The following is a 21,095-nucleotide window of genomic DNA, read 5'->3' on the forward strand; positions in this document are numbered from 1 at the left end:
AGCCCCACCCCCGGCCGTATATTGAGAATGGGAAGAGATCCGCGACGTCAGTCGCGCTCCGCCGTACCTCTCAGAGTTGGTCGAGAAGGCCGTCGCCGAGACTGGTTAATCTCGTGAAATGAGTTCCGGGCCAATAGATCTGCCCGCAATCTCCGCAGCGGACGAAGTCGTCGTAATGGCGGCGGGTCAACGGCTCAAGGCGGTCGGACACCTCATCCTTCGTCACCGCGGCCAACACCCCGTTGCACCGTAGGCACCGGGAGAACGGCGCCACCCGCCGTCTCAGGTCCAGCCGCCGGATGACCTCCAGCGTCTGTTCCTCCGGCTGCTCGGAGTGGACGAACAAGCCATGCGTGATCGCCCGACGCTTCAACAGGTCGCGGTCGCGGGTCAGCAAGATCCGCTGCTGCTCCAGGCTGATATCGGCCAACGTTTGATCGTCGGCGTCATTCGACCACCAGACGTCGAACCCGAGTACCCGGAGCAGCCGCGCCAGGGGACCAAGTTTGACGTCGATCACGAACCGCGGATCACGCAGTGGCTCGGGCCGTAGCCGAGTCGTCGTCTCGATATCGAGCGCCTCGAACATCGGGTACACCGCAATGCGCTCCCCGGCCGCCGGTCGGTGCCCGAAGCCCACCGGTTCCCCGTTCACCAGGATCAGGTCGATCTCGGTGCGCGGAATGCCCATGGCCTCCAGGACATCCTTGACGGTCTGATGGCTCTGACAGGGACGGCGCACGGTCCGGCCGCGCGAGCCGGCCTCCAAGAAGTCGATGAGCTCGGCGTATGCCCTGACCGTCACGAAACCGGTCATATCGCCATGGTTGCGCGCACGGCCGCCGGCTGCAATCCGCCGTACCTGGCGGGCCGAGCGTCAACACGCGCCGTGACAAGACACCCCGTGTGTTGAAGTCACCGGCAGAATCGCGGTGTGGCCGAGTTAGTCATAGCCCTCAACCCCGATGAAAGCTCCCGGCTGCGCTACCTGCTGCGGATTCCACAACCCGGTGGTGACCTGCTCTTTCGGACGTCGGGGACGTGGCCCCGAGCCAAGGCGCTGTATTGCCATCCCGTCGGGCTTGATGAGTGGCCGTCCGACGCGGTGATCGTCGAACGCCTCGAAATGCGGTCGTGCCAGCGCCGGGGTGCGGCCATCGACGTCATTTTGCAGCGGGCTCGGGAGAACCGCTCCCAGCTGGTGTTCACCACCGCCCGCGGCCGGGACGCGGTGTTCTGGCAGTCGCCGCGCACCCGCAAGCAGGCGCGCCCGAACGTGCGGACCCCGACGGCACGCGCCCAGGGCATCGACGAGCTGCAGATCGTGATCGACAGCCACGAGCGCTACGCCTACAAGTTCGGCGCTCAGCAGGTCACCACCGTGCAGCAGGCGCTGCCGTGCGGAGATTACGGCGTGGTCATCGACGGCATGCTGGTCGCCAGCGTGGAACGCAAATCCCTGGCCGATCTGACCTCCAGCCTCACCAGCGGCAGACTGCGCTATCAACTCGCCGACCTGGCCGCCCTCCCCCGGGCAGCGGTCGTCGTCGAAGACCGCTACTCGCAGCTGTTCAAACTCGACTACGTGCGTCCCGCTGTGGTCGCCGACGGGCTCGCCGAAGTGCAGGTCCGCTGGCCGAACGTCCCGATCGTGTTCTGCGAAGCCCGCCAACTCGCCGAGGAATGGACCTACCGGTTTCTCGCGGCCTCACATGCCTGGGCACTCGCAGAACAATCTGCGCTGCAACGTATTTCACAAGTACGCGTCGACGTCACCGTCGTCGATCAAAGCACACCATCCTCCCAACCGAGCACCGCCGACGTCCGAGCCTGGGCCCGCGAAGCAGGCTTGACAGTTCCCGACCGCGGCCGCCTCCGCCCCGACATCTGGCAGGCATGGCAGGACGCCCACTGACCCGCCCGAAGCTGAAGCTGAGGCACGCCTCGCCATGCGTGATATTTCGAGCATTCCGACCATTAGGCCCAATGATCGAAATAGTGAGCATTCAAGGTATTGATTGCTATGCTCGATAAATGCATCACGAAGCACTGCTATACGACACCGCAGAGTTCGGTGAGCGTATCCGTGCCCTCCGTCATGCAAAGGGTCTACGTCAGGACGAACTCGCAGACCGCATCGGGGTCACCCGGATGACGATCTCGCGCCTCGAACGCGGTGAATCCGTCAGCGTCGACACGGCGTTGCGGGCATTGTCGGAATGCGGCCATGCGATCGCGATTGCACCCAAATTCGCACGCGTAGCGGTGCTCGATGGCCACTAGGTCACTCAACGTGTGGCTGTATGGAACGCACATCGCGCAGCTACGAGAGCCAACGCGATTCCGTTACCGCCTGGACTTCACCGAAGATGCCCTGGATACCTTCGGTGAAGGCAGTCGTGTGCTGTCGCTGGCGCTACCGATCACTCGCCGGCCGGTCGCTGACAGCAAGAGCCCCGGCGCTGGGATGCCGGTATCGGCTTTTCTCGCGGGTCTCCTACCCGAAGGCAATCTGCGCGAACAGATCGCCGCTGACGCTCGGGTGCCCGTCACCGACAGCATGGAGCTGCTTCGCCGAGTCGGGGCCGAATGCGCTGGAGCCGTACAGATTCTCGACACCAGGTTGGCTCCCGGTCCGGGTCATGTCCGCCGGCTCACCGAGGACGAAGTAACACGGCTCATTGCGGACCTGCCGACCTATCACCTGCCCGAGGGCGCCACACCGCAAGCGTCATTGGCCGGCATCCAGGACAAGGTGCTACTCACCACATTCGATGACGGCAGCTGGGGTTGGCCCGAGCAAGGTGCCGCCTCGACGCACATCATCAAACCGGAACCCTTGAGCGGAGCGCTTTCCCACCTCATCCAGACCGAGAACTGGGCATTGCACGTCGCCCGCGCCGCCAACTTAGCAGCTGCGGAATCGCGGCTCGCAACATTCGAAGACCGCGCGGCGATTGTTGTCACCCGCTACGACCGCACCGCAGCTGGACAACGTCGGCATCAAGAGGACTTCTGCCAGGCGATAGGCCTTCCGCCACAAGCCAAATACGAAAGTACCGCCGAGTCCAAACGCCATGGGTCGCGCCTCAAGCGGATCGCCCGGACAGCCGCCGCGCGTGCCGCAGACCCCGATGATCTTCGCGCAACGCTGCTGCGAGCCGTGACATTCAATGTCGTGATCGGCAACGGAGACGCGCACTCCAAGAATTACTCACTGATGATCGACCAACGGGGTCAGGTATCCCTGGCACCGCTCTACGACGCGGCACCGACCGCATATCTTGATTCCAAGTACAAGGGCACCGGGCATGTCATCAATGGCAAGACCTCGATCGACGTTATCGACGTCGACGACCTGGCACGAGAAGCAGCCTCCTGGGGAATGTCTGAGCGTCGTGCAGGCTCAATCGTGCAGTCCTGCATGGAAGATGTGCACGACGTGATCGATTCGGTGCCCCTGCCGCCAGGGGCTGAGCGCGTCAAGCCCAACCTCGAGGCGATGTGGGTTCGGCGTGCCTGGCCAACAGGCAACGTCAGCACTGCATAGACGGCCGCACCTGGGCAGCGTCGAACAATCGGCATAGCGTGAGGACATGACAGAGCCCGCGGTCACCGTGGCCCACCCGCCGAAGGCGATGCTGCGCGTCGTCAACCCGATCCTACGAGTGCTGGTGCGGACGCCGTTCACCGGCTCCGCGCGCAAACAGTTCATGGTGCTGACGGTGCGCGGCCGAAAGACCGGACGGCAGTATGCAATTCCGTTGAGCGCACACGTCATCGACAGCACTCTCTATGCGCTGACCGACGCGGCATGGAAATACAACTTCCGCGACGGCGCCACCGCCGAGGTCCTGCACGACGGGCAGTCAACATCCATGCACGGCGAACTCATTCACGATCCCGCGACCGTGGCGGATCTGTTTCACCGCTGTGCCGAGTCCTATGGCGTCAAACGCGGCCAGCGGATGATGGGGTTGACGTTCCGCGATCAGCGCATCCCCACGCTGGAGGAGTTCACCGACGCGGTCGACCGAGAGCACCTCGCCGCGATCAAGCTGACGCCCGTTACTTGAGGCAGGTGTCGAACTCGTCGCGGATGCGCTGCTGCAGCGCCAACGCTTCCGGCACGAGCGGTTCGGACTTCGTGCGGTCGCCGTTGAAGTACTCGCATTTGCCGATCATGGCGCTGCCCGCCCAACGCGGCTCGTCGAAGCGGGCCCGGTCGCCGTTCCAGCCCCAGGTGAGACTGACAGGATGCTCCGGACCGGCCTCGGTCGCGTGGATGGTCCGCACTATGTCCTGGTAGGCGGTCGCCCGGCTCGGCACACCGAAGGTCAGGTGCACGACCCGTCTGTCCCGGACGCTGACCCACCCAGGGTCGACGGGCGCCGCCGCAGCCAATTGCCGGTCGATGCGTTGCTTGTCGGCCGGTGACAACCGGGTGAAGATCTTCCAGTGCGCATCACCGACCCGGTCGCCTGGGGAGACTTCGATGTCGCTGGGTGGCCGATCGGCGAAGATCCGCAGGATCGCGTCGACGGCGGCACCAGATTCCTCGGCATCCCGAACCTCGATCTTCGATGCATCGGGCCCGGCGCCGCTGAACCATCTGATTTCTCCGGCCGGAGCCTCGGACCGAAGGCGACGCACCAGCCCGGTCACCTGCTCGACGTCATCGGGTAGATCGACGCTTCCGGAGATCGAAGTCCATTTGGCCACACTGATCTTCATCGACTGGTCGAACTTCGCGAAATCGTTGCCGCGTAGCTCGTCGAGTTGGGCGGCCACCGCGCCGACCTGTTGATCGGTTGCCTGCTCCATGGCAACGTCGAGTTCGAACCGAGTGCCTTCCAGGATGCCGTTGTCATAGATCACGTCGACTTCGGTTACCCCCGGCATCGCCGCGATGCGGTTCTTGATGTCGAGTGCTTCCTGTTCACGGTCGGGCGCACCGGTGCAGCCACTCACGCCAATCATCACCGCGGCGAGCAGCGCGGCGCCAACGGGGGCGAATCGCATGGTGATGAGCCTACGGCCGGTGCCGTCACCGGCGACGCGCCAATTCGGCCTACGGGACCCGCAAACGCGAATCGACTTGTCGGCACCCCGCGCTACGTTCGCCTGTTCGCCAGTCGAGGAGGCACACGATGGTCGAGAACACCCCGGGTGTGGGGAGCCGTTTCGGCAAGTACGAGCTGACTGCGCTGCTCGGCCGCGGCGGCATGGGCGAGGTGTACGAGGCTGTCGACACCGACAAGGGCCGGACCGTCGCGTTGAAGATCCTCCGCGCGGAGTTTGCGCACGACGAGCAGTTCCGGACCCGGTTCCTCCGCGAGTCACAGGCAGCGGCGGGTTTGGAGGAGCCCCATGTCGTGCCGATCCACGACTGGGGCGAGGTCGACGGGAACCTCTACATCGACATGCGCCTGGTCCGCGGTCAGACCCTGCACGACCTCATCAACACCGGCCCTCTCGAGCCGCGGCGCGCGGCAACCATCGTCGAGCAGATCGCCGCCGCGCTGGATGCCGCCCACGCTCGCGGGCTGATCCACCGCGACGTCAAGCCGCAGAACATCATCGTCACCTCTGCGGACTTCGCCTATCTGCTGGACTTCGGCATCGCTCAGGCCCAAGGCGATTCGGGCCTGACCCAGGCAGACGTGCGGATCGGCTCGTTCAGCTATATGGCACCGGAACGGTTCGGCGACGGGCCGTGCTCACCGGCCGCTGACACCTACTCGCTGGCCTGCGTGCTCTACGAGGCACTGACCGCCGATGCGCCATTCCCCGCCCACAGCCACGAACAGCTGATCGCGGCACACCTCTCGACCCCGCCACCACGGCCGAGTACGGCCCACTCGGGAATCCCGACGTCCCTCGACACCGTCATCGCGCGCGGCATGGCCAAGGAACCCGATGACCGCTACGGCAGTGCCGGCGCATTGGGTCGCGCCGCGCAACGCGCATTGCACACGACGGACGAGGCGATCGCGGCCGCCGCCGAAACCATGATGGCGCCGTATATTTCACCGCCCCTGCTCGCCGCACCTCCCGTCGTCGGGCACATCGCCTCCGGCCCCGTCGAACCCGGCCCGCCCCCGCGGCAATCACTGGTGCCGCTGGCGGCCGTCGGACTGGTGGCTGCGCTTCTGCTCGGCGCGGTGGGCCTCGTCATCGGTCTGCTGCTCTCGAAAAGCCCTGCACCGGCGGTCAACTCGTCACCAGCACAGACATCGGCACTCACGCCACCACCGAGTGTGACAGTCGCGGGGCCGACGGTGTACAAGACGGTGCCGGCATCCCCGACCTCCACACCGTCGTACACGCCGACGTACACACCGACGACAACCCGCAACCCGGAAACGTCGAGTTCTGCTCAACTACGCCAGATCTCGCTGGGAGACCACACCGTCGTGAGCACCCAGGGCGCCGATCGATGGGTGCCGCAGTTGAGTTCCAAGCGGCCGGGCGTCGTCGACCAAGGTGTGGTGTGGGACAACGCGTTGACGTTGGAGGAGCACCTGCGGCTGCGCCAGGAGTATGGCGCCAAGCTGCTGTGGTCAGGCGACTGGTCGACGTTCGACGCGCCCAACTTCTGGGTCACCATCGCGCCTATCTCCTATTCCGAGGCAAGGGGCGCGTTGGCCTGGTGCAGCGACCACGGTTTCGATCGGAATCACTGCTACGCGAAGCTGGTCAGCACGACGCACGCCGTGGCCGGCAGCACCGCGTTCAACTGATTGGCGTCGACTCGAATCGGACGACAGCTCAACTCCAGAGCGCGCGCCAGGTCCTCGGTCCGACGATGCCGTCCACATCGAGGGGCCTGCCGTCCGGCTCGGAGTGGTCCCGCTGAAAGTTGGTGACGGCGGTCTCGGTCGAATCGCCGAACTTCCCGTCGACGGTTCCCGGGTCGTACGCGGTGCGTCCGTAATGCTTGAGGATCTCCTGGGCCAACCGGACCGAATCCCCTTCGTCGTTCCGCTTGACCACAGCAGGTGCGAGCCGCGCCCAGGTCTTCGTGCCGACCACCCCGTCGACGTCGAGCGGGAACGACAGCGACTGGTATTCGTGATCGGCGCGGTCCAGCTGATATCGCAGCGCCCGGTTCCGGGTGATCGGGCCGAATGTACCGTCATCGCTTCCCGGCGGGAGGTAGTAGCGCAGCATGAGCTCGCGTTGCGCCTTCACGACTGCCTCGCCCGTCGAACCGAGTTTGATGGTCTGGTCGCTCATGGTGGTCCCCTTCCCTGCGATGCGGCAGCACCGGCATGACATCAGGTTCACAGATCCGAGCAGGGGCCAATAGAGTAGGCCGCTACTCAACTTGCCTGGCGTGCCACCAGCCAACTTGTGGTGCGGGTGACGGTGATTCGGGTAGTCCACTACTCGTGGCAATCCTCGGCGACGACCCAATACTTGCGGTGACGACTTCGCGCGGACAGCGCGCCGACACCTGTCGAAGGGGAGATCACCGTGGACACCATCCTGAAGTTCGCTGCGCTACGGCCCCACAATCCGGCGGATCGCCCTGAGCTCACTCTCGATACGCAGTCCGCATTTCAGACTTCCCTGCGGGCGCTCGGAACGTCGACGCAGCCCCGCAAAGATGCGGCGGCACTGGCGGATCGATTTGTCGCCGCAACCTTCCTGTCCCAGCCGGCGCAGGTCGCACACGGCCAGGAACTGATCGACCTCACCAAGCGGCTGCAGAGCGCACCGCTGCCACCGGTCGAAACCGTCAAGACAGAAGTCCGGCGCATCCTCGGCAACGACCCCGACGCATTCGCCACGGATGCGATCTTTGCCCGCGACAGCGTGCTCGCCCGATACCTGCTCGCCACCGGGCCGAATCCGAAGGTTGCGCAAACCCTGGTCCATGCCTACGGTGTGGCCGACGCGGTACTTCGCCGATCCCCCAGCAGAATTCAGCTGCAGGCTATCGTGTCGGGACCGATTGCCCTGCCCGGCTACCTGCCGCCGCTGCTCTCCAAGGCCGCGGCCGGAACTCCGCAGCCGACACCAGCCGAGCAGGCCCAGGCGCTGGCCACCCAGATCAATACCTTGAGCGCCCAACATCAGAACCTGACTACCGCGCTGAATCAATTTCAGTATCACGCCGAAGACGAACTCGACCTGTCCGAAGGCAATGTCCGCAAGACGCTGATCGACCTCTATCACCCGCGCCCCTCCTCGCCGGCCATCGCGGCGGACGGGCCGGCCCATGCCGCTGACGTGAACGCTGACGTGAAGCAGCCGGTGCAAACCCCCGATGAGCGGCAGCCGATCTCGCAACTGTTGCGCGCCGCCGACCGGCGCAACGTCCTCTTCTCGGCCGGGACGCTCAACCTCCTGCCGAATCCGGTCAAGCAGACGCTGACGGGTCTGAACCTCAACGTGGCCACCAACACCGTCGGCGAGATGTTCGACCGGGTCGAGATCGAGCACATCAATGTCGGAAATCGATTGCGCACCTTGTCCGGATCGTTGGCGCGTCTCACAGGGATCGTCCCGATCATGCCGCAGCTCGACTTCTCAAAGTGGGCCCTCGATCCGGTCGACGACCCCGAAGTTCCACAGCCCGTGAACACCACGCCTCCGGCGACACACGTCGAGGTGAAGCCACTGGGGGTCGCTGACCTGTTGTTGGTGCGCACCCACATCGCCAAGTACGAGCGATCCGAGATCGCCCACATCGAGAACACCATCGCACACGAGAAACTCACCCACGAGGTGCGCCGCCTGGACCGCACCGAGACGACGACCACCACCGAATCCGAGTCGCTCGACCTGACCACGCAGGCCCAGTCCATCGCCGAGACCGACAACTCCCACACAACGGTGCAGGCGGTCGGCCCGGGCATCGGCCCCGTCGCCGCCGAAGGCCCCAGCAGCTTCGCCAAGTCGGTCACCGACCAGGTGTCGTCCTCATCGAGCCGACGCACCCGAAAACTCGCCGAGCTGCGTGAGATTCATGAGACCGAAGAAACCCACCAGCATCTGATCGACAACACCGCGGGCAACACGTCGACCTACGGCGTGTACCAGTGGCTCGACAAGGTGTACTCGGCACAGACTTTCAGCTACGGGACCCGCTTGCTGTATGACATCGTCGTCCCCGAACCCGCGGCGGTGTTCCGCGAGGCCGTCGGCCGTCCCCGCAGCGGGCTCGGACTACCCACCCGGCCCGCCAAATTCACACTCGACTCCTCCAAACTCAACGTCGACAACTGGGACTACTACGCCACCGGACACCACGCAACCGGCGTGGACACCCCGCCCGCGGAATACCTCATCGTCACCGAAGCCTTCGGTCAGAAGTCGAAAGACCAGTTCTCCAACGAAGCAGCCGTCAACACCCTGACTGCCGCCGAGGCACGCACCACACGCATCCCGCGTGGCTACCGCGCCGTCAGCTACCGGGCACGCATCTCGGCGAGCAGCTATCCGGCCGGTTGGATGCGCGTGTCGATCGGTAACAAGAGCTTCTCCATCGCCGAACCGAACGGCTGGTATTCCAAGACCGGGAAACTCGACAAGGAAACCGAGAGCATCCCGGTGGCGATCCACGTGACGGCTGACGGTGTCAACTTTGGTGCCTCCGAGGTCACCGTCGGCATCGAGATCGTCTGCCAGGCCACCGAAGAGACGACGTCGGCCTGGCAGGTCAAGGCCCACGGCCAGATCCTCGACGCCAACCGGCGCCGCTTTGAGGAATACGAAGAGGCGGTGGCCAACCGCGACGCAGCCACCCGGATCTTCCTGCAGAGCCTGACGCCGGCCCGTAAAGCGACAATCGTCACGACCGAGATGAAACGCACCGCGCTCGAGGTCCTGACAGCGCAGAACTTCGGCGGCTTCAACGCCAACCAGATCGACGCGATGGGCTTCCCGTATCCCAATACCGCGGCCGTCGCGGGTCTCTCGCCCTACATCCGGTTCTTCGAGCACGCGGTCGAGTGGGACCGCGTCGCCTACGCCTTCCACCCCTACTTCTGGGGCGCCCAGGCCTCCTGGGTGAGCAAGCTGCTGTCCGCAGAATCCGATCGGGACTTCGCCAGGTTCCTCACCTCCGGTTCCGCGCGGGTGATCATCCCCATCCGCCGCGGATTCGAGGAGGCCTTCGAGAAGTTTCTGCACACCGGCGTCATCCCCACCACCGATGAACAGCTGGATGTCGGCGGTCCGCTGTGGGTTTCGCTCGTCAACGACCTACAGGCCCAGTCCGGAAGCGACGACGGGCAGACCCCCGTCGGCGATCCGTGGACCTTCCGGGTGGCCTCCGATCTGGTCCGCGCCCGGCCCGACGGCTCGATGCCGAAATGGACCCTCAGCGGGGGCAGCTGGACCGAGTCGACCGACGCCGCATTCTCGTGAGACCCTTCGGTCCACCCGGCATGGCGGCCGGCGCCGATCAGATCGACTACGATGCACGGCGAATCGACTACCTGGAACGGATTGCCGTCAAAGCGTTCATCCGGTCCGAACGGTTCGATGAATGGATCGCCACGGAACGCCGCGAGCACCCGGTGAAGAAGCCCGATAGCGACCCACCCGAGATGGTCAGCCGCTACGAAGCCGGCTACGCCACCGTGTGCGACGCGATCCACGACGTCGGAATGCGCCAACTCGATCCGCCTTTGGTGGAGGTTCAGCAGGCCCTTCGCGAGCTGCCTCCCGACGAGCGAGTCCGTAGGCTCGCCGAGCGGCTGCGCGGCGACAACCGGAGCGCGGCGATTGCGCGGATCACCCTGGCTCGTGCCTATCCCGATCGGATCGACGAGCTGTTCGGCTGGGGCAAGACCGACATCGACATCCCCACCTACTGGGGGCCGCAACTGGAATCGCTACACATGGAGTATCTGCTCGATACCGCCGACTTCGGCGCCAACGAACTCCTGCGGATGCTGTACCTGTTCGCCGACACCCCAGAACACCTGCGCGACGACGCATTGCGGTGGCGCGGCCCCGAAGATCTCGGCTGCGACGCCAACTTCCCGGCCGATGCGGCCGCCCAGCTGCACGAGAAGTTCACCTCGTTCAAATACTGGTTCGACGACCCGTTCCGGTGCCAAGAATTCTCGGGTACCGCCAAAGAGATTCGTGAGCAATCCACCGACGAGGGCAAACGCATCAACATCCACGAGAAGATGGATCCGGGCGCGGACATGACGTACTGGTCGGAGAACCACCGGCTGCTGTTCGCGACAGCGGAATACCTCGCCGGCCAGTTCTGGCCCGACGACATGTTCATCTCCGCCCGCAACTACCGCAAGGACGGGCCGAACGGTCCGCTCCGCAAGGGTGACGTGACCGGTGCCGACCATCGCGATCAGGGACGCGCCCGCGCGCTGCGCTGGCTCGATGAACGCCTGCGCCTGGGGTTCGCGGAATGGAATGCCCCCGGCTACTACGTGGAAGACCTACTGCCGCTGCTGAACCTGGCGGATTTCGCCGTCGACGAAGTGGTCCGGGTCAAAGCCGCGATGGTCCTCGACATGCTCATCTTCGACCTCGCGGTCAACCAACAGGGCGGCGCGTTCGCCGGCTCGGCGGGGCGGGCGTACTTCGAACACAAGAACTGCTCATGGGGCCAATCAGTGCGTGACTGCGGCGAATTGCTCTTCAACACCACCGGTCACTACGTCGGCGTCAGCAACGCGGCGATCTTCCTCGCGACATCGCCGTCGTACGAACCGGCCGACGTTCTGGTCCGCATCGCGCAACGTCCACCCGACCGTTTCACCAGCCGCACCCGGGTATCCATCAACTTCGACGAAGCCCACCACTATGGGGTGGGTTACTCGACCCCCGATGACATGGAATTCTGGTGGAGTCGTGCGGCTTACGCGACGAAGCAGACGGTGCTCGGAACGCACAAGGTGTGCGCCGACTACGGACTGCTCGACACCCCGCCCTTCTCCACGATCATCCCGCAGATCCAGAACGCCGCGGCCCTCATCGACACCGCCGAGGACGTCGGTGCGGGCATCCTCGGCGGAATAGCCGGCGCAGCAGTCGGATTCGCTGTCGGCGGCCCGGTGGGTGCCATCGCCGGAGCCGCGGGCGGTGCGGCTCTCGCCTCGTCGATCCCTGACTTCCACGAAGTCGACGCCGCGGACATGGCCTCCGTCATCACCGAAGGCTCGGTCCTGTCCCGGGCCAACATCTACACCCACCACTGCGGTGGCGCGATGCTGGCGAGTGTCCAGAACTTTCGCCGGGGCCAGCTCAGTTTCCAGAGCATGCCGTGTGTGGCCGCACTGTCCAACGGCGCGATGGTGTGGACGTCGTATCCGTCAGCGGGAGGCCGGCTGACCTTCGGCATCGGCTCGACCGCATGGGCGATGCTCGGCCTGATCGTCGGCGGGCCGATCGGCCTACTGGTGGGCGCCCTCGCCATTCCCGATCTGGACGTCGACGAGAAGATCTTCCCGGCCGGGCACGACGGCCCGAACTGGTGGACCGGAAATGCGGTGCAACCCCGGGTCGTCCAGCACGGCGGCAGTGCGATCATCGCCTACCAGGCCAAGGAGATTCAGCGGCTGCTGTTCGGCGAACGCACCCACGCGTGGTTTCCGAAACACCAGTTCGACACGTGCATCGGCCCGGAACCGGCCCGGTGCAATCTCGACTCGGCGCGGTGGTTCTTCGGCGCCGTCGGCGACAGCTACGTGGGCTTGTTCAGCGCCTTGGAAACCGACTGGGGCAGCGGCGGCCCGTGGCAGGACCGGGAGATCCGGGCCGAGGGTCCCACCAACGTGTTCATCACCCAGGTAGGCGATGCCGCAGAGTTCGGCGGGTTCAGCGAATTCATCGCGGCGGTCACCCGATCACGCGTCCACCTCACCGGCGTCCACGGCCTGGGGCCCCTCACCTGTTCCTACGCGGTGCCCCACGGTGACTGGCTGATCATGGACTACGACGGACCGTCCCGGTACGCGGGGGCGAATCTGGTCGAGGACGAATTCCCGCGCTACCGCAACCCGTTCGCCCGCATCACGTGGCAGCAGGATCGGTATGTCATTCACCACCAGGACAGATCGGTGATCCACGACGTCGTCAACGGAACCCGGACACTGGGCGGCCGACTCGGGACTCTGAAACATGACACCCCGCTGACCATCTACGCACAGAACATGGGTCTGCTGCCGGGGCCGCTGTACAAGGGCGTCGACAGCGATCGCGCGTTGGGGCACCTCATCGCGATCCTGCGGCAACGCCAACCCGACATCGTCGGGCTCAGCGAGATGTGGACCGACTCCGACCGTTCCCGGGTGACCGAGGAATTGGCCGACATCTACCCCTACAGCCGTGTCGGCCCGCGCGACCCACTTATCGAGACCCCATTGGGCGACATCGAGCTGATGGACGGCGGTCTCCTGTTGCTGAGCCGGCACCCGATCATTGCGGCCGGGTCCACGGTGTACCGCCAATGCTCGGGTGACGATTGCCTGGCCAACAAAGGCGTCCTGCACGCCCGCATCCAGCCGAGGGGAAACCCCACTCCGATAGATACTTTCCTCACCCACACCCAGGCCGCCGAGCCGACGGTCGGCGGTACCACCGCAGGTGCGCGGCACGCGGTCGAGGGCCAGATCCGCCACCTCGCAGCGTTCATCCGCGCCAGCCGCGACCCGATGGGACCCGCCCTGTTGTTCGGCGATTTCAACGTCGAGTTCTTCAAGCATCGCGACCTCTACGACTTCCTGGTATCCGCCCTCGGCACGCCCGGAGATACGGCCCCGGCGATCGGCACACCGGTCCCGAGACCATTGGCGACAAGCGAAAGCGACTCGTCGAAGATCTCGTCGTTCCAGCCGGACCATCCGGCCCGCGAACCCGACGCCGGCGAGCGGTTCGGGTCGAGCTCCGAGCGCCTCGACTACATCTTCGCCTTCCCCGGAATCCTGTACCAGCAACATGTCTCTTCCTCGCGCGTGCTCGTCGAACAGTGGACCCGCGGCCGTGACATGTCGGACCACTACGGTGTCGAGGCCACCATCGACACCACCACCGAACAGCTACCGACAGAGCGGCCGCTCGATGTCACGGTGACGCTGACGGGGTTCCGTTGCCTGCAGACGACCGGCGGTCCCGGCGACGACGAGGTCAGGTTCACCATGAGCGTGCTGCCGGGCAGGGGCCGCGCCCAAATCGTGTCGACCGGCGAGATCGACGACGTCGGAGCCGGCGACGCCCGAAGCCTGAACCTCGTGGTGAACGTCGGCGATCCCGGTGACCTGACCGTCGCTGTCGGCGGCCTCGAAATCGATACGCTCTCCGCCGACGACGCTCTGGGACGGGTCTCACGCACCTTCGAACACGACGACCTGTGCGCGATCGCCGACACCGGACAGGCACTGATCGGGATGCCCGTGCTGCTCGGGGACGGCGGCGAGTACGTCCTCGACATCACTGTTCAGGTGGACAGCGCCACCGGCTGACCCGTCGATCCTCGGTCGCTCGTGTGACCAAACGCCCCAATAACCACCTCCAGCAACATCCACCTCGGTAACGTCGGCAGAGATGCGGCGGGCACTGACGTGTTGATGGCGGCGTTACGCGATCTGCAGTGGCGGCGACGGCGATTCCTGATCGCCGCCGTCGGCACCGGCTTGGTCTTTGCCATGACGTTGGTGTTGACGGGCCTGGCTCACGGTTTCCGCGTCGAGGCTGAACGCAGTGTCGACGCGCTGGGCCTCGACGCCTACATGATCAAGGAGGGTGCGGCGGGCCCGTTCCTCGGCTCGGCACCGTTGCCGCCCACCGACGTCCAGCGTGCCGCGCGCCTGCCCGGCGTCACCGCAGCCGTCCCGCTCGTCTACGGCTCCTCGACGATCCCCAACAACGGCACCCCGCGCAACGTGAATGTGTTCGGGGTACCCGATGCCGGCCCGGGCACACCGGCATTAAAGGAAGGCCGGGCTCCGCACGCGCCCGACGAGGTCGCGGTATCGACGACGATGGACCAGCCGATCGGCTCCGATGTCCCGGTCGGGGCGGCCAAACTGCGCGTCGTCGGCCTGGTCGACGACCTCACCGCCCTGGCCGCCCAGGACAACATCTACCTGACGGTGCCCGGCGCCCAACAACTGCTGTTCTCGGGGCAGAAGCTGATCTCCTCGGTCGGCATCGTCGGTACCCCGGGCCCGCCGCCACCGGAATTCCGCATCGTCGACCGGTCCGGCGCCATCGACGACATGGTGCGCCCACTGCGGGGCGCCAACCAGGCAATGAGCCTGATGGCCGGCCTGCTGTGGGCGGTCGCGGTGTTGATCGTCGGCTCGGTGATCTATCTGTCGGCGCTGGAACGCACCCGCGACTTCGCGGTGTTCAAGGCCGTCGGCGTGGCAAGCCGATCGATCATGGCCGGCCTTGCGATGCAGGCCGTGACGGTCGCACTGCTGGCAGCGGTGCTGGGCGCGGGGCTGTCATTGCTGCTCGGACCGCTCTTCCCGATGCGCTGCGACGTGCCCACCGTGGCATTCGTCGCGCTACCGATCGTCGCCGTCGTGGTCGGCCTGCTGGCCAGTGTGGCCGGCCTGCGCCGCGCCGTGAACGTCGACCCAGCCCTGGCATTCCGAGGACCCTGACATGGCCGACTTAGTCGTCAAAGACCTCGTCGTGGAGTACTCCAGCGGCGGCTACGCGGTACGCCCGATCGACGGGCTCGACCTTGAGGTCCCCGCCGGATCGCTGTCAATTCTCTTGGGCCCCAGCGGTTGCGGGAAGACGACGCTCCTATCGTGCCTGGGCGGGATCCTCAAGCCGACCGCGGGCCGGATCGAATTCGGCGACATCGACGTGACGACGCTCGACAAGAAAGCGCTCTCGGATTACCGGCGCGACACCGTCGGCATCGTGTTCCAGGCCTTCAACCTGGTACCCAGCCTGACCGCGCTGGAGAACGTGATGGTGCCCCTGCGCGCCGCCGGCAAGACACGGCATGAAGCCCGCGAACGCGCCACCGAACTGCTCACGCGGGTCAACCTGGAGAGCCGATTGCACCACCGCCCCGGCGATCTCAGCGGCGGGCAGCAGCAACGCGTCGCGGTGGCCCGTGCCATCGCGCTCGATCCTCCGTTGATCCTGGCCGACGAGCCGACCGCGCACCTGGATTTCATTCAGGTGGAGGAAGTGCTGCGGCTCATCCGTGAGCTCGCCAGCGGCGAGCACGTCGTCGTCGTCGCCACCCACGACACCCGCATCCTGCCCCTGGCCGACCACGTGGTGGAGCTTGTTCCACACGTCGCCGTCGAGCATCAGAACACCGAGACCACGACCATCGAGGCCGGCGAGGTGCTGTTCTCCCAGGGCGAGATGGGCGACCTGATCTACATCATCAGCGAGGGCGAGATCGACCTGGTCCGCGAATTGTCCTCCGGCGGTGAGGAAGTCATCAAGATCGTCGGGCCCGGCGACTACTTCGGGGAGATGGGGCCGTTGTTCAGCCTGCCCCGGTCGGCCACCGCGCGCGCGAAGACCGACGCCACCGTCATCGGCTACACCATCCAGGCGTTCCGGGAACTGCTCGGCCCCACCGGCGCCCGCAATCTCATCGGGCAACCCGAAGCCGAGGACTGACATGACCGAACTCAACACCCGCGTCGCGGTCTACCTCGACTTCGACAACATCGTGATCTCCCGCTACGACCAGGTCAACGGCCGCAACTCATTTCAGAAGGACAAAGCCAAAGGCCTGGAACCCGACAAGCTCACCAAGGCTACGGTCGATATCGGCGCGATCCTGGACTTCGCCTCGTCCTTCGGCACGTTGGTGCTCACCCGCGCCTACGCGGACTGGTCGGCCGAGGTCAACGCCGAGTACCGGCAGCAGCTCGTCGGCCGCGCCGTCGACCTGGTACAGCTCTTCCCCGCCGCCGCCTACGGCAAGAACGGCGCCGACATCCGGCTGGCCGTCGACACCGTCGAAGACATGTTCCGCCTGCCCGACCTCACCCACGTGGTGATCGTGGCCGGCGACTCCGACTACATCCCGCTGGCCCAGCGCTGTAAACGCCTGGGCCGCTACGTCGTCGGCATCGGAGTCGCGGGCTCCTCGAGCCGGGCGCTGGCCGCGGCATGCGACGAGTTCGTCATCTACGACGCGCTTCCCGGAGTCCCCACGATCACTCCCGAGCCCGAACCCAGACAGCAGAAGCGCACCCGTAAGACGGAAGAACCCGACCCGCAGGCCGAGGCCACCGCGCTGCTCACCCGCGCCCTTCAGATCGGCCTGGAGAAGGACGACGACGTCGAGTGGCTGCACAACTCCGCGGTCAAACGCCAGATGAAACGGATGGACCCGTCGTTCAGTGAGAAGTCCTTGGGCTTCAAATCTTTCAGCGACTTTCTGCGGTCACGGACCGATGTCGTCGAGCTGGACGAAAGCTCGACGACGCGCATGGTCAAGTTGCGGTAGCCGGCCCCGCGCCACCACCCGCGTGCGTCCTGGTGATGCCAGGCTCCGGATATCCCGCCTCACGCACCGCCCCCAACACCGCCTCGCCGACCGCATTCACCCGCTCCTGCGGCACCAGCGCGATGACGCAGCCACCGAACCCGCCACCGGTCATCCGCGCCCCGAGCGCGCCGGCCTTCACCGCAGTGTCAGCGATCAGATCGAGGTGAGGTGTGGTGATCTCGAAGTCGTCGCGCATTGAGGCATGCGACGCGGTCCACAGCTCACCGACCGCGGCGAAATCCGACGACGCCAGCGCGGCAACACAATCGAGCACCCGCTGGTTCTCAGTAAGCACGTGGCGTGCCCGCCGGGCATCGACCGGATCTCTCACCGCCGTGAGCGCTGCGAAGGCAGACACCTCACGCAGCGAGGCCACCCCGAGCTCGGCGGCAGCCCGCTCGCACGATGCCCGCCGGGCCGCGTACTCGCCACCGGCGTGCGCGTGCCGGGCCCCGGAGTCGATCAACAGCAGTGCCACCCCGGATGACCCGGGATCGAAACGCACTGGCCGCACGGTGATGTCGAGGAAGTCGATCAGCATGGCCTGTCCGGGTTCACCGAACAGCGACGCCAGCTGATCGAGCAGTCCTGTTGGCGCACCGACGTACTCGTTCTCCGCCTGCTGGGCAATCCGCGCCTGATCGACGCGATCGAGATCGTCGCCGTCTGCGGCAAGTAGCGCGCCGAGCACCGCGCATTCCAATGCTGCCGACGACGAGAGCCCCGACCCGGTCTCAACCTCACTCGTGATCGCCATCGTTCCACCCGGCACCGCGATCCTGGCAGTCCGCAGCGCCCACACCACCCCGGCGACATACGCCGCCCACCCCGTCACCTCTCCCGGCACGGTGTCCAGACCGATCCGCACCGGCCCGTCGCTCAACGAACTCGAAACCTCTAGAGCACGAGATGAATCCGGATCAAAGCTGACAAAGGTCCGCTGCGGCAGAGCAATCGGCAGTGCAAAGCCCAGGTTGTAGTCGGTGTGCTCACCGATCAGATTGATCCGGCCCGGTGCGGAGTATCTGATTCGCACTAGTGCGGATCCACCCGGTGGGCCCGGCGGAAGCGGTCCAGATAGGCCGGCCAGTCCCAGGTGGACAGGAACTCCGTGGTCGCCGCGTAGCCCTTGTCGTACAGCGTCTCGGCCTCGTTGCGGGTGATGTCGAAGTCCAGCACCCCGACGTCGGTCGAATCCACCTGGATCGCACGCACCTTCACCCACGGCAGGCTCAGATGGGCCTGGTCGTGACCGACCAGCAAGGTGGTGAGCAGGCTTTCCAGGAAGGTCGGTTCGCCGCAGCGCAACATCCCCAACCCGGGGATGAGCTGCTCGGCCGAGGGCGCGGGCAGGTACGGCACCACGGCCGCCCCGAAGGTGGGCCAGCGCGGCTCGGCACCGTCGGGACGGTCGAACGAGTCGATCGGGAAGTTCGACAGCACCCCGCCGTCGACCAGCGTGCACGGCTCGCCCGCAGCGGTGTTCAGTGTGACCGGATTGAACAGGAACGGGATGGCCATCGAGGCCCGCACCGCATCGGCGACGAGTTGCTCGTCGGGGTCCAGGCCATAGACACGTCGGTAATCCCAGGGCAGACGAACCAATTGCTGGGTCGTCACGTCGGTCACCGTGGCCACGAACCGGTAGCGACGTTCAGGGAGCAGATGATCATCGGTGATCGCCAGGTCACCGAAAGTCTTGACGCCCAGGTTCTTCAGCTCGCTGCGTATCCAGTCGTAGGCGAAATCCCCGCGATAGACACCGGTCTCACGCAGCAACCCCCACGCGGTCCCCAGCACCGGGATGCGTTCGATCGGCCCGCTGTCGCGGAACTTGCGGTAGGGCACGTTCAAGGCGAGCTCGCGCAGCTGCGCACTGGTCAGGTCGTTGCGTTGCTCGGCGGCCGCCACCACGGCGCCGACCAAAGAGCCGGCCGAGGTTCCGGAGATCCGCTCGATCGCGTACCCGGCGTCCTTGAGCGCGACGATCGCTCCCACCAGGCCGATGCCCTTGACCCCGCCGCCGGAAAGCACGAGGTCGGCGCGGTGCGGGGAACGTTTCGCAGCCATATCTCCAGCTTGGCACGCGAGTCTGACGCTCGGCTGGACATCGGGGCGCCGGTTTCCGAGTCCACGCACTTGTCGGTGACTGTTTGTACGTTCACCTGTTCGCCTGGCGTGGATACCAGGCACCAGACACGAAGGAACGACATGAGCATTCCCTATCCGCCCGCCCCCGGTCAGTACCCGCAGCCCGTCGCACCGGCCAAGAAGGGACGGAAGTGGCCGTGGATCTTCGGCGTCGTGATCTTTCTGATCGCGATGTCCGCGTTCGCCAACGGCGACAAGGAGGACACCAAGCCCGACACCCGTGCCGCTCTGGTCCCCACGACCGCGGCGGCACCCGAACCCGAGTCTGCGGCGGCCACGCTGAACACCCCGGTGCGCGACGGCAAGTTCGAGTTCGTCGTCCGCACGGTCCAACCCGGCCTGGCCCAGGTCGGCGACAACCCGTACCTGCAGCAGCGGGCCCAGGGCCAGTTCGTGATCGTCACGCTCAGCGTGCAGAACATCGGTGACCGCGCCCAGGGATTCAGCCCGGACAACCAGAAGCTGTTCGACACCGACGGTCGCAGCTTCGAGACGGACGCGTCCGCGCAGATCGCCCTCGGCGACTCCGATATTCCGCTGTGGGACAACATCAACCCCGGCAACGCCGTAACCGTGAAACTGGTCTACGACATGCCCCAGGGTGCGACGCCGGCCCGCATCGAGCTGCACGACTCGATGTTCTCCGGAGGGGTGGCCGTGAACCTGATGCCGTAGCCCTCCGACCTGAGGACCGCCCCGATGCCGGGACGGTCCTCAGCCGGGGTGTGGGCCCATGGTGGTCTCCAACCCGATGAGCAGCACGTCGAGGCCGCGGTCGAGTTCGGCTGCGCCGTCGTAGGACCCCAGCGCGGAAGCCAGTGCGCGCACCTGCGGGAACTCCGTGATGGACAGTCGGTGCAGACCCAGCCGCAGCACATCGTCGGACTCCTCTGGCCGTTCGACGACCTCCTGTAACTCGGTGAGGATGTGGCCGTGCAGGTAGCCGAAGAGCATTCGGTAGATGTACAGGGCATCCGTCCCGCAGAATCCTGCTGCTGTCAACAGCGTCAGGACATCCTCCAGTGGCCGCAGCATCCCCGGCGGACGCTGCCCCAGAGTGGTGGCCAGCGGACGAGTTACCATCAGCGGCACGATATTTGGGTGATCCAGGGCCAACTGGCGAAACCTGTGCGCCGCCGTTCGTAGCTGGCCGGCCCAGTCTGGATCGGCGGTGTCGACGCGCAGCTGGCCGATCACCATCTCGGTGACCCCGTCGAGCAACGCGGCCTTGTTGGGCACATGCCGGTAAAGCACGGCAGGATCGCGGCCGACCTCCTCACTGAGCCGGCGCATCGAGAGGCCATCGACGCCGTCGCGGTCCACCAGTCGCAGTGCAGCCTGCAGGATCACCGAACGGTTTATCTGACCGTCCACACCACGCCGTGCCGCGGTCGCCTGTTTAGCCATCGTGACGACTCCTCCAAATGACTGGGAGCGCCAGACTACATCGCATGCCCGCAATGGGTTTCTACAT

General features: G+C 65.7%; 17 protein-coding genes. 11 read left to right on the forward strand and 6 right to left on the reverse strand.

Translation table 11 applies throughout. The features are described from left to right. Nucleotides 1-70 precede the first annotated feature (70 nt). Nucleotides 71-817 carry a Mut7-C RNAse domain-containing protein gene (locus JOF57_RS20200; protein WP_209919338.1) on the reverse strand — a complete coding sequence of 249 codons (747 nt, stop codon included), beginning with the start codon at nt 815-817 and terminating at the stop codon, nt 71-73. Nucleotides 818-934: 117 nt separating this feature from the next. Here JOF57_RS20200 and JOF57_RS20205 point away from each other — a divergent pair, with 117 nt between their 5' ends. The 4 genes from JOF57_RS20205 to JOF57_RS20220 all read left to right on the forward strand — a co-directional run bounded on the left by JOF57_RS20205 (nt 935) and on the right by JOF57_RS20220 (nt 4,076). After that, on the forward strand, nt 935-1,915 hold the full coding sequence (locus JOF57_RS20205) for an ERCC4 domain-containing protein (RefSeq protein ID WP_209919340.1): 981 nt from the start codon (nt 935-937) through the stop codon (nt 1,913-1,915). Nucleotides 1,916-2,034: 119 nt separating this feature from the next. Further along, nucleotides 2,035-2,283, forward strand: coding sequence for a type II toxin-antitoxin system RelB family anti-toxin (locus tag JOF57_RS20210; RefSeq protein WP_209919342.1), 249 nt, complete (start codon nt 2,035-2,037; stop codon nt 2,281-2,283). Beyond that, a complete protein-coding gene (locus JOF57_RS20215) occupies nt 2,273-3,550 on the forward strand; it encodes a type II toxin-antitoxin system HipA family toxin (RefSeq protein ID WP_209919343.1) in 1,278 nt (425 codons plus the stop codon). Before JOF57_RS20210 ends, JOF57_RS20215 begins: the two co-directional genes overlap by 11 nt. A gap of 46 nt (nt 3,551-3,596) precedes the next feature. Then, nucleotides 3,597-4,076, forward strand: a complete 480-nt coding sequence (locus JOF57_RS20220) for a hypothetical protein (protein WP_209919346.1) — start codon at nt 3,597-3,599, stop codon at nt 4,074-4,076. Here JOF57_RS20220 and JOF57_RS20225 read toward each other — a convergent pair. Next, on the reverse strand, nt 4,069-5,022 hold the full coding sequence (locus JOF57_RS20225; RefSeq protein ID WP_209919347.1) for a hypothetical protein: 954 nt from the start codon (nt 5,020-5,022) through the stop codon (nt 4,069-4,071). The two genes, JOF57_RS20220 and JOF57_RS20225, sit on opposite strands and share 8 nt — an antisense overlap. A gap of 128 nt (nt 5,023-5,150) precedes the next feature. Between JOF57_RS20225 and JOF57_RS20230 the strand changes: the two genes are divergently transcribed. Next, a complete protein-coding gene (locus tag JOF57_RS20230; RefSeq protein ID WP_209919349.1) occupies nt 5,151-6,743 on the forward strand; it encodes a serine/threonine-protein kinase in 1,593 nt (530 codons plus the stop codon). A 28-nt stretch (nt 6,744-6,771) separates the two neighbouring features. Here JOF57_RS20230 and JOF57_RS20235 read toward each other — a convergent pair whose 3' ends face one another. Then, a complete protein-coding gene (locus JOF57_RS20235) occupies nt 6,772-7,239 on the reverse strand; it encodes a peptidoglycan-binding domain-containing protein (protein WP_209919351.1) in 468 nt (155 codons plus the stop codon). A gap of 240 nt (nt 7,240-7,479) precedes the next feature. Here JOF57_RS20235 and JOF57_RS20240 point away from each other — a divergent pair, with 240 nt between their 5' ends. The 5 genes from JOF57_RS20240 (at nt 7,480) to JOF57_RS20260 (ending at nt 17,428) form a co-directional block, all read left to right on the forward strand. Next, entirely contained in the window at nt 7,480-10,380 is a 2,901-nt protein-coding gene (locus JOF57_RS20240; RefSeq protein ID WP_209919353.1) for a hypothetical protein, read from the forward strand. Beyond that, on the forward strand, nt 10,377-14,450 hold the full coding sequence (locus tag JOF57_RS31355; protein WP_209919355.1) for an endonuclease/exonuclease/phosphatase family protein: 4,074 nt from the start codon (nt 10,377-10,379) through the stop codon (nt 14,448-14,450). The genes JOF57_RS20240 and JOF57_RS31355 overlap by 4 nt, the downstream gene beginning before the upstream one ends. 99 nt (nt 14,451-14,549) lie before the next feature. Then, nucleotides 14,550-15,599 (forward strand): ABC transporter permease, encoded by a 1,050-nt coding sequence (locus JOF57_RS20250; protein ID WP_209919357.1) that lies wholly within the window; start codon nt 14,550-14,552, stop codon nt 15,597-15,599. Nucleotide 15,600: 1 nt separating this feature from the next. After that, nucleotides 15,601-16,590: an ABC transporter ATP-binding protein gene (locus tag JOF57_RS20255; protein ID WP_209919359.1), complete on the forward strand. Its 990-nt coding sequence runs from the start codon at nt 15,601-15,603 to the stop codon at nt 16,588-16,590. 1 nt (nt 16,591) lies between these two features. Then, nucleotides 16,592-17,428 carry an NYN domain-containing protein gene (locus JOF57_RS20260; RefSeq protein WP_209919361.1) on the forward strand — a complete coding sequence of 279 codons (837 nt, stop codon included), beginning with the start codon at nt 16,592-16,594 and terminating at the stop codon, nt 17,426-17,428. Here JOF57_RS20260 and JOF57_RS20265 read toward each other — a convergent pair. After that, a complete protein-coding gene (locus JOF57_RS20265) occupies nt 17,415-18,506 on the reverse strand; it encodes a galactokinase (RefSeq protein WP_209919364.1) in 1,092 nt (363 codons plus the stop codon). The two genes, JOF57_RS20260 and JOF57_RS20265, sit on opposite strands and share 14 nt — an antisense overlap. After that, nucleotides 18,506-19,540: a patatin-like phospholipase family protein gene (locus JOF57_RS20270; protein ID WP_209919366.1), complete on the reverse strand. Its 1,035-nt coding sequence runs from the start codon at nt 19,538-19,540 to the stop codon at nt 18,506-18,508. The genes JOF57_RS20265 and JOF57_RS20270 overlap by 1 nt, the downstream gene beginning before the upstream one ends. A gap of 141 nt (nt 19,541-19,681) precedes the next feature. Between JOF57_RS20270 and JOF57_RS20275 the strand changes: the two genes are divergently transcribed. Continuing rightward, entirely contained in the window at nt 19,682-20,296 is a 615-nt protein-coding gene (locus tag JOF57_RS20275) for a DUF4352 domain-containing protein (RefSeq protein WP_209919367.1), read from the forward strand. A gap of 39 nt (nt 20,297-20,335) precedes the next feature. On the opposite strand, the gene JOF57_RS20280 is transcribed toward JOF57_RS20275, so the two are convergent. After that, nucleotides 20,336-21,028, reverse strand: coding sequence for a TetR/AcrR family transcriptional regulator C-terminal domain-containing protein (locus tag JOF57_RS20280; protein ID WP_209919369.1), 693 nt, complete (start codon nt 21,026-21,028; stop codon nt 20,336-20,338). Between the last annotated feature and the right edge of the window lie 67 nt (nt 21,029-21,095).

It is taken from the genome of Mycolicibacterium lutetiense, from assembly GCF_017876775.1.
GTDB lineage: Bacteria > Actinomycetota > Actinomycetes > Mycobacteriales > Mycobacteriaceae > Mycobacterium > Mycobacterium lutetiense.

Excerpts from the sequence above, each read along its gene's own strand:
- JOF57_RS20200 (WP_209919338.1), bottom strand. The coding sequence starts at position 817 with ATGACCGGTTTCGTGACGGTCAGGGCATACGCCGAGCTCATCGACTTC.
- JOF57_RS20210 (WP_209919342.1), top strand. The coding sequence starts at position 2,035 with ATGCATCACGAAGCACTGCTATACGACACCGCAGAGTTCGGTGAGCGT.
- JOF57_RS20215 (WP_209919343.1), top strand. The coding sequence starts at position 2,273 with ATGGCCACTAGGTCACTCAACGTGTGGCTGTATGGAACGCACATCGCG.
- JOF57_RS20220 (WP_209919346.1), top strand. The coding sequence starts at position 3,597 with ATGACAGAGCCCGCGGTCACCGTGGCCCACCCGCCGAAGGCGATGCTG.
- JOF57_RS20225 (WP_209919347.1), bottom strand. The coding sequence starts at position 5,022 with ATGCGATTCGCCCCCGTTGGCGCCGCGCTGCTCGCCGCGGTGATGATT.
- JOF57_RS20230 (WP_209919349.1), top strand. The coding sequence starts at position 5,151 with ATGGTCGAGAACACCCCGGGTGTGGGGAGCCGTTTCGGCAAGTACGAG.
- JOF57_RS20235 (WP_209919351.1), bottom strand. The coding sequence starts at position 7,239 with ATGAGCGACCAGACCATCAAACTCGGTTCGACGGGCGAGGCAGTCGTG.
- JOF57_RS20255 (WP_209919359.1), top strand. The coding sequence starts at position 15,601 with ATGGCCGACTTAGTCGTCAAAGACCTCGTCGTGGAGTACTCCAGCGGC.
- JOF57_RS20260 (WP_209919361.1), top strand. The coding sequence starts at position 16,592 with ATGACCGAACTCAACACCCGCGTCGCGGTCTACCTCGACTTCGACAAC.
- JOF57_RS20270 (WP_209919366.1), bottom strand. The coding sequence starts at position 19,540 with ATGGCTGCGAAACGTTCCCCGCACCGCGCCGACCTCGTGCTTTCCGGC.
- JOF57_RS20275 (WP_209919367.1), top strand. The coding sequence starts at position 19,682 with ATGAGCATTCCCTATCCGCCCGCCCCCGGTCAGTACCCGCAGCCCGTC.
- JOF57_RS20280 (WP_209919369.1), bottom strand. The coding sequence starts at position 21,028 with ATGGCTAAACAGGCGACCGCGGCACGGCGTGGTGTGGACGGTCAGATA.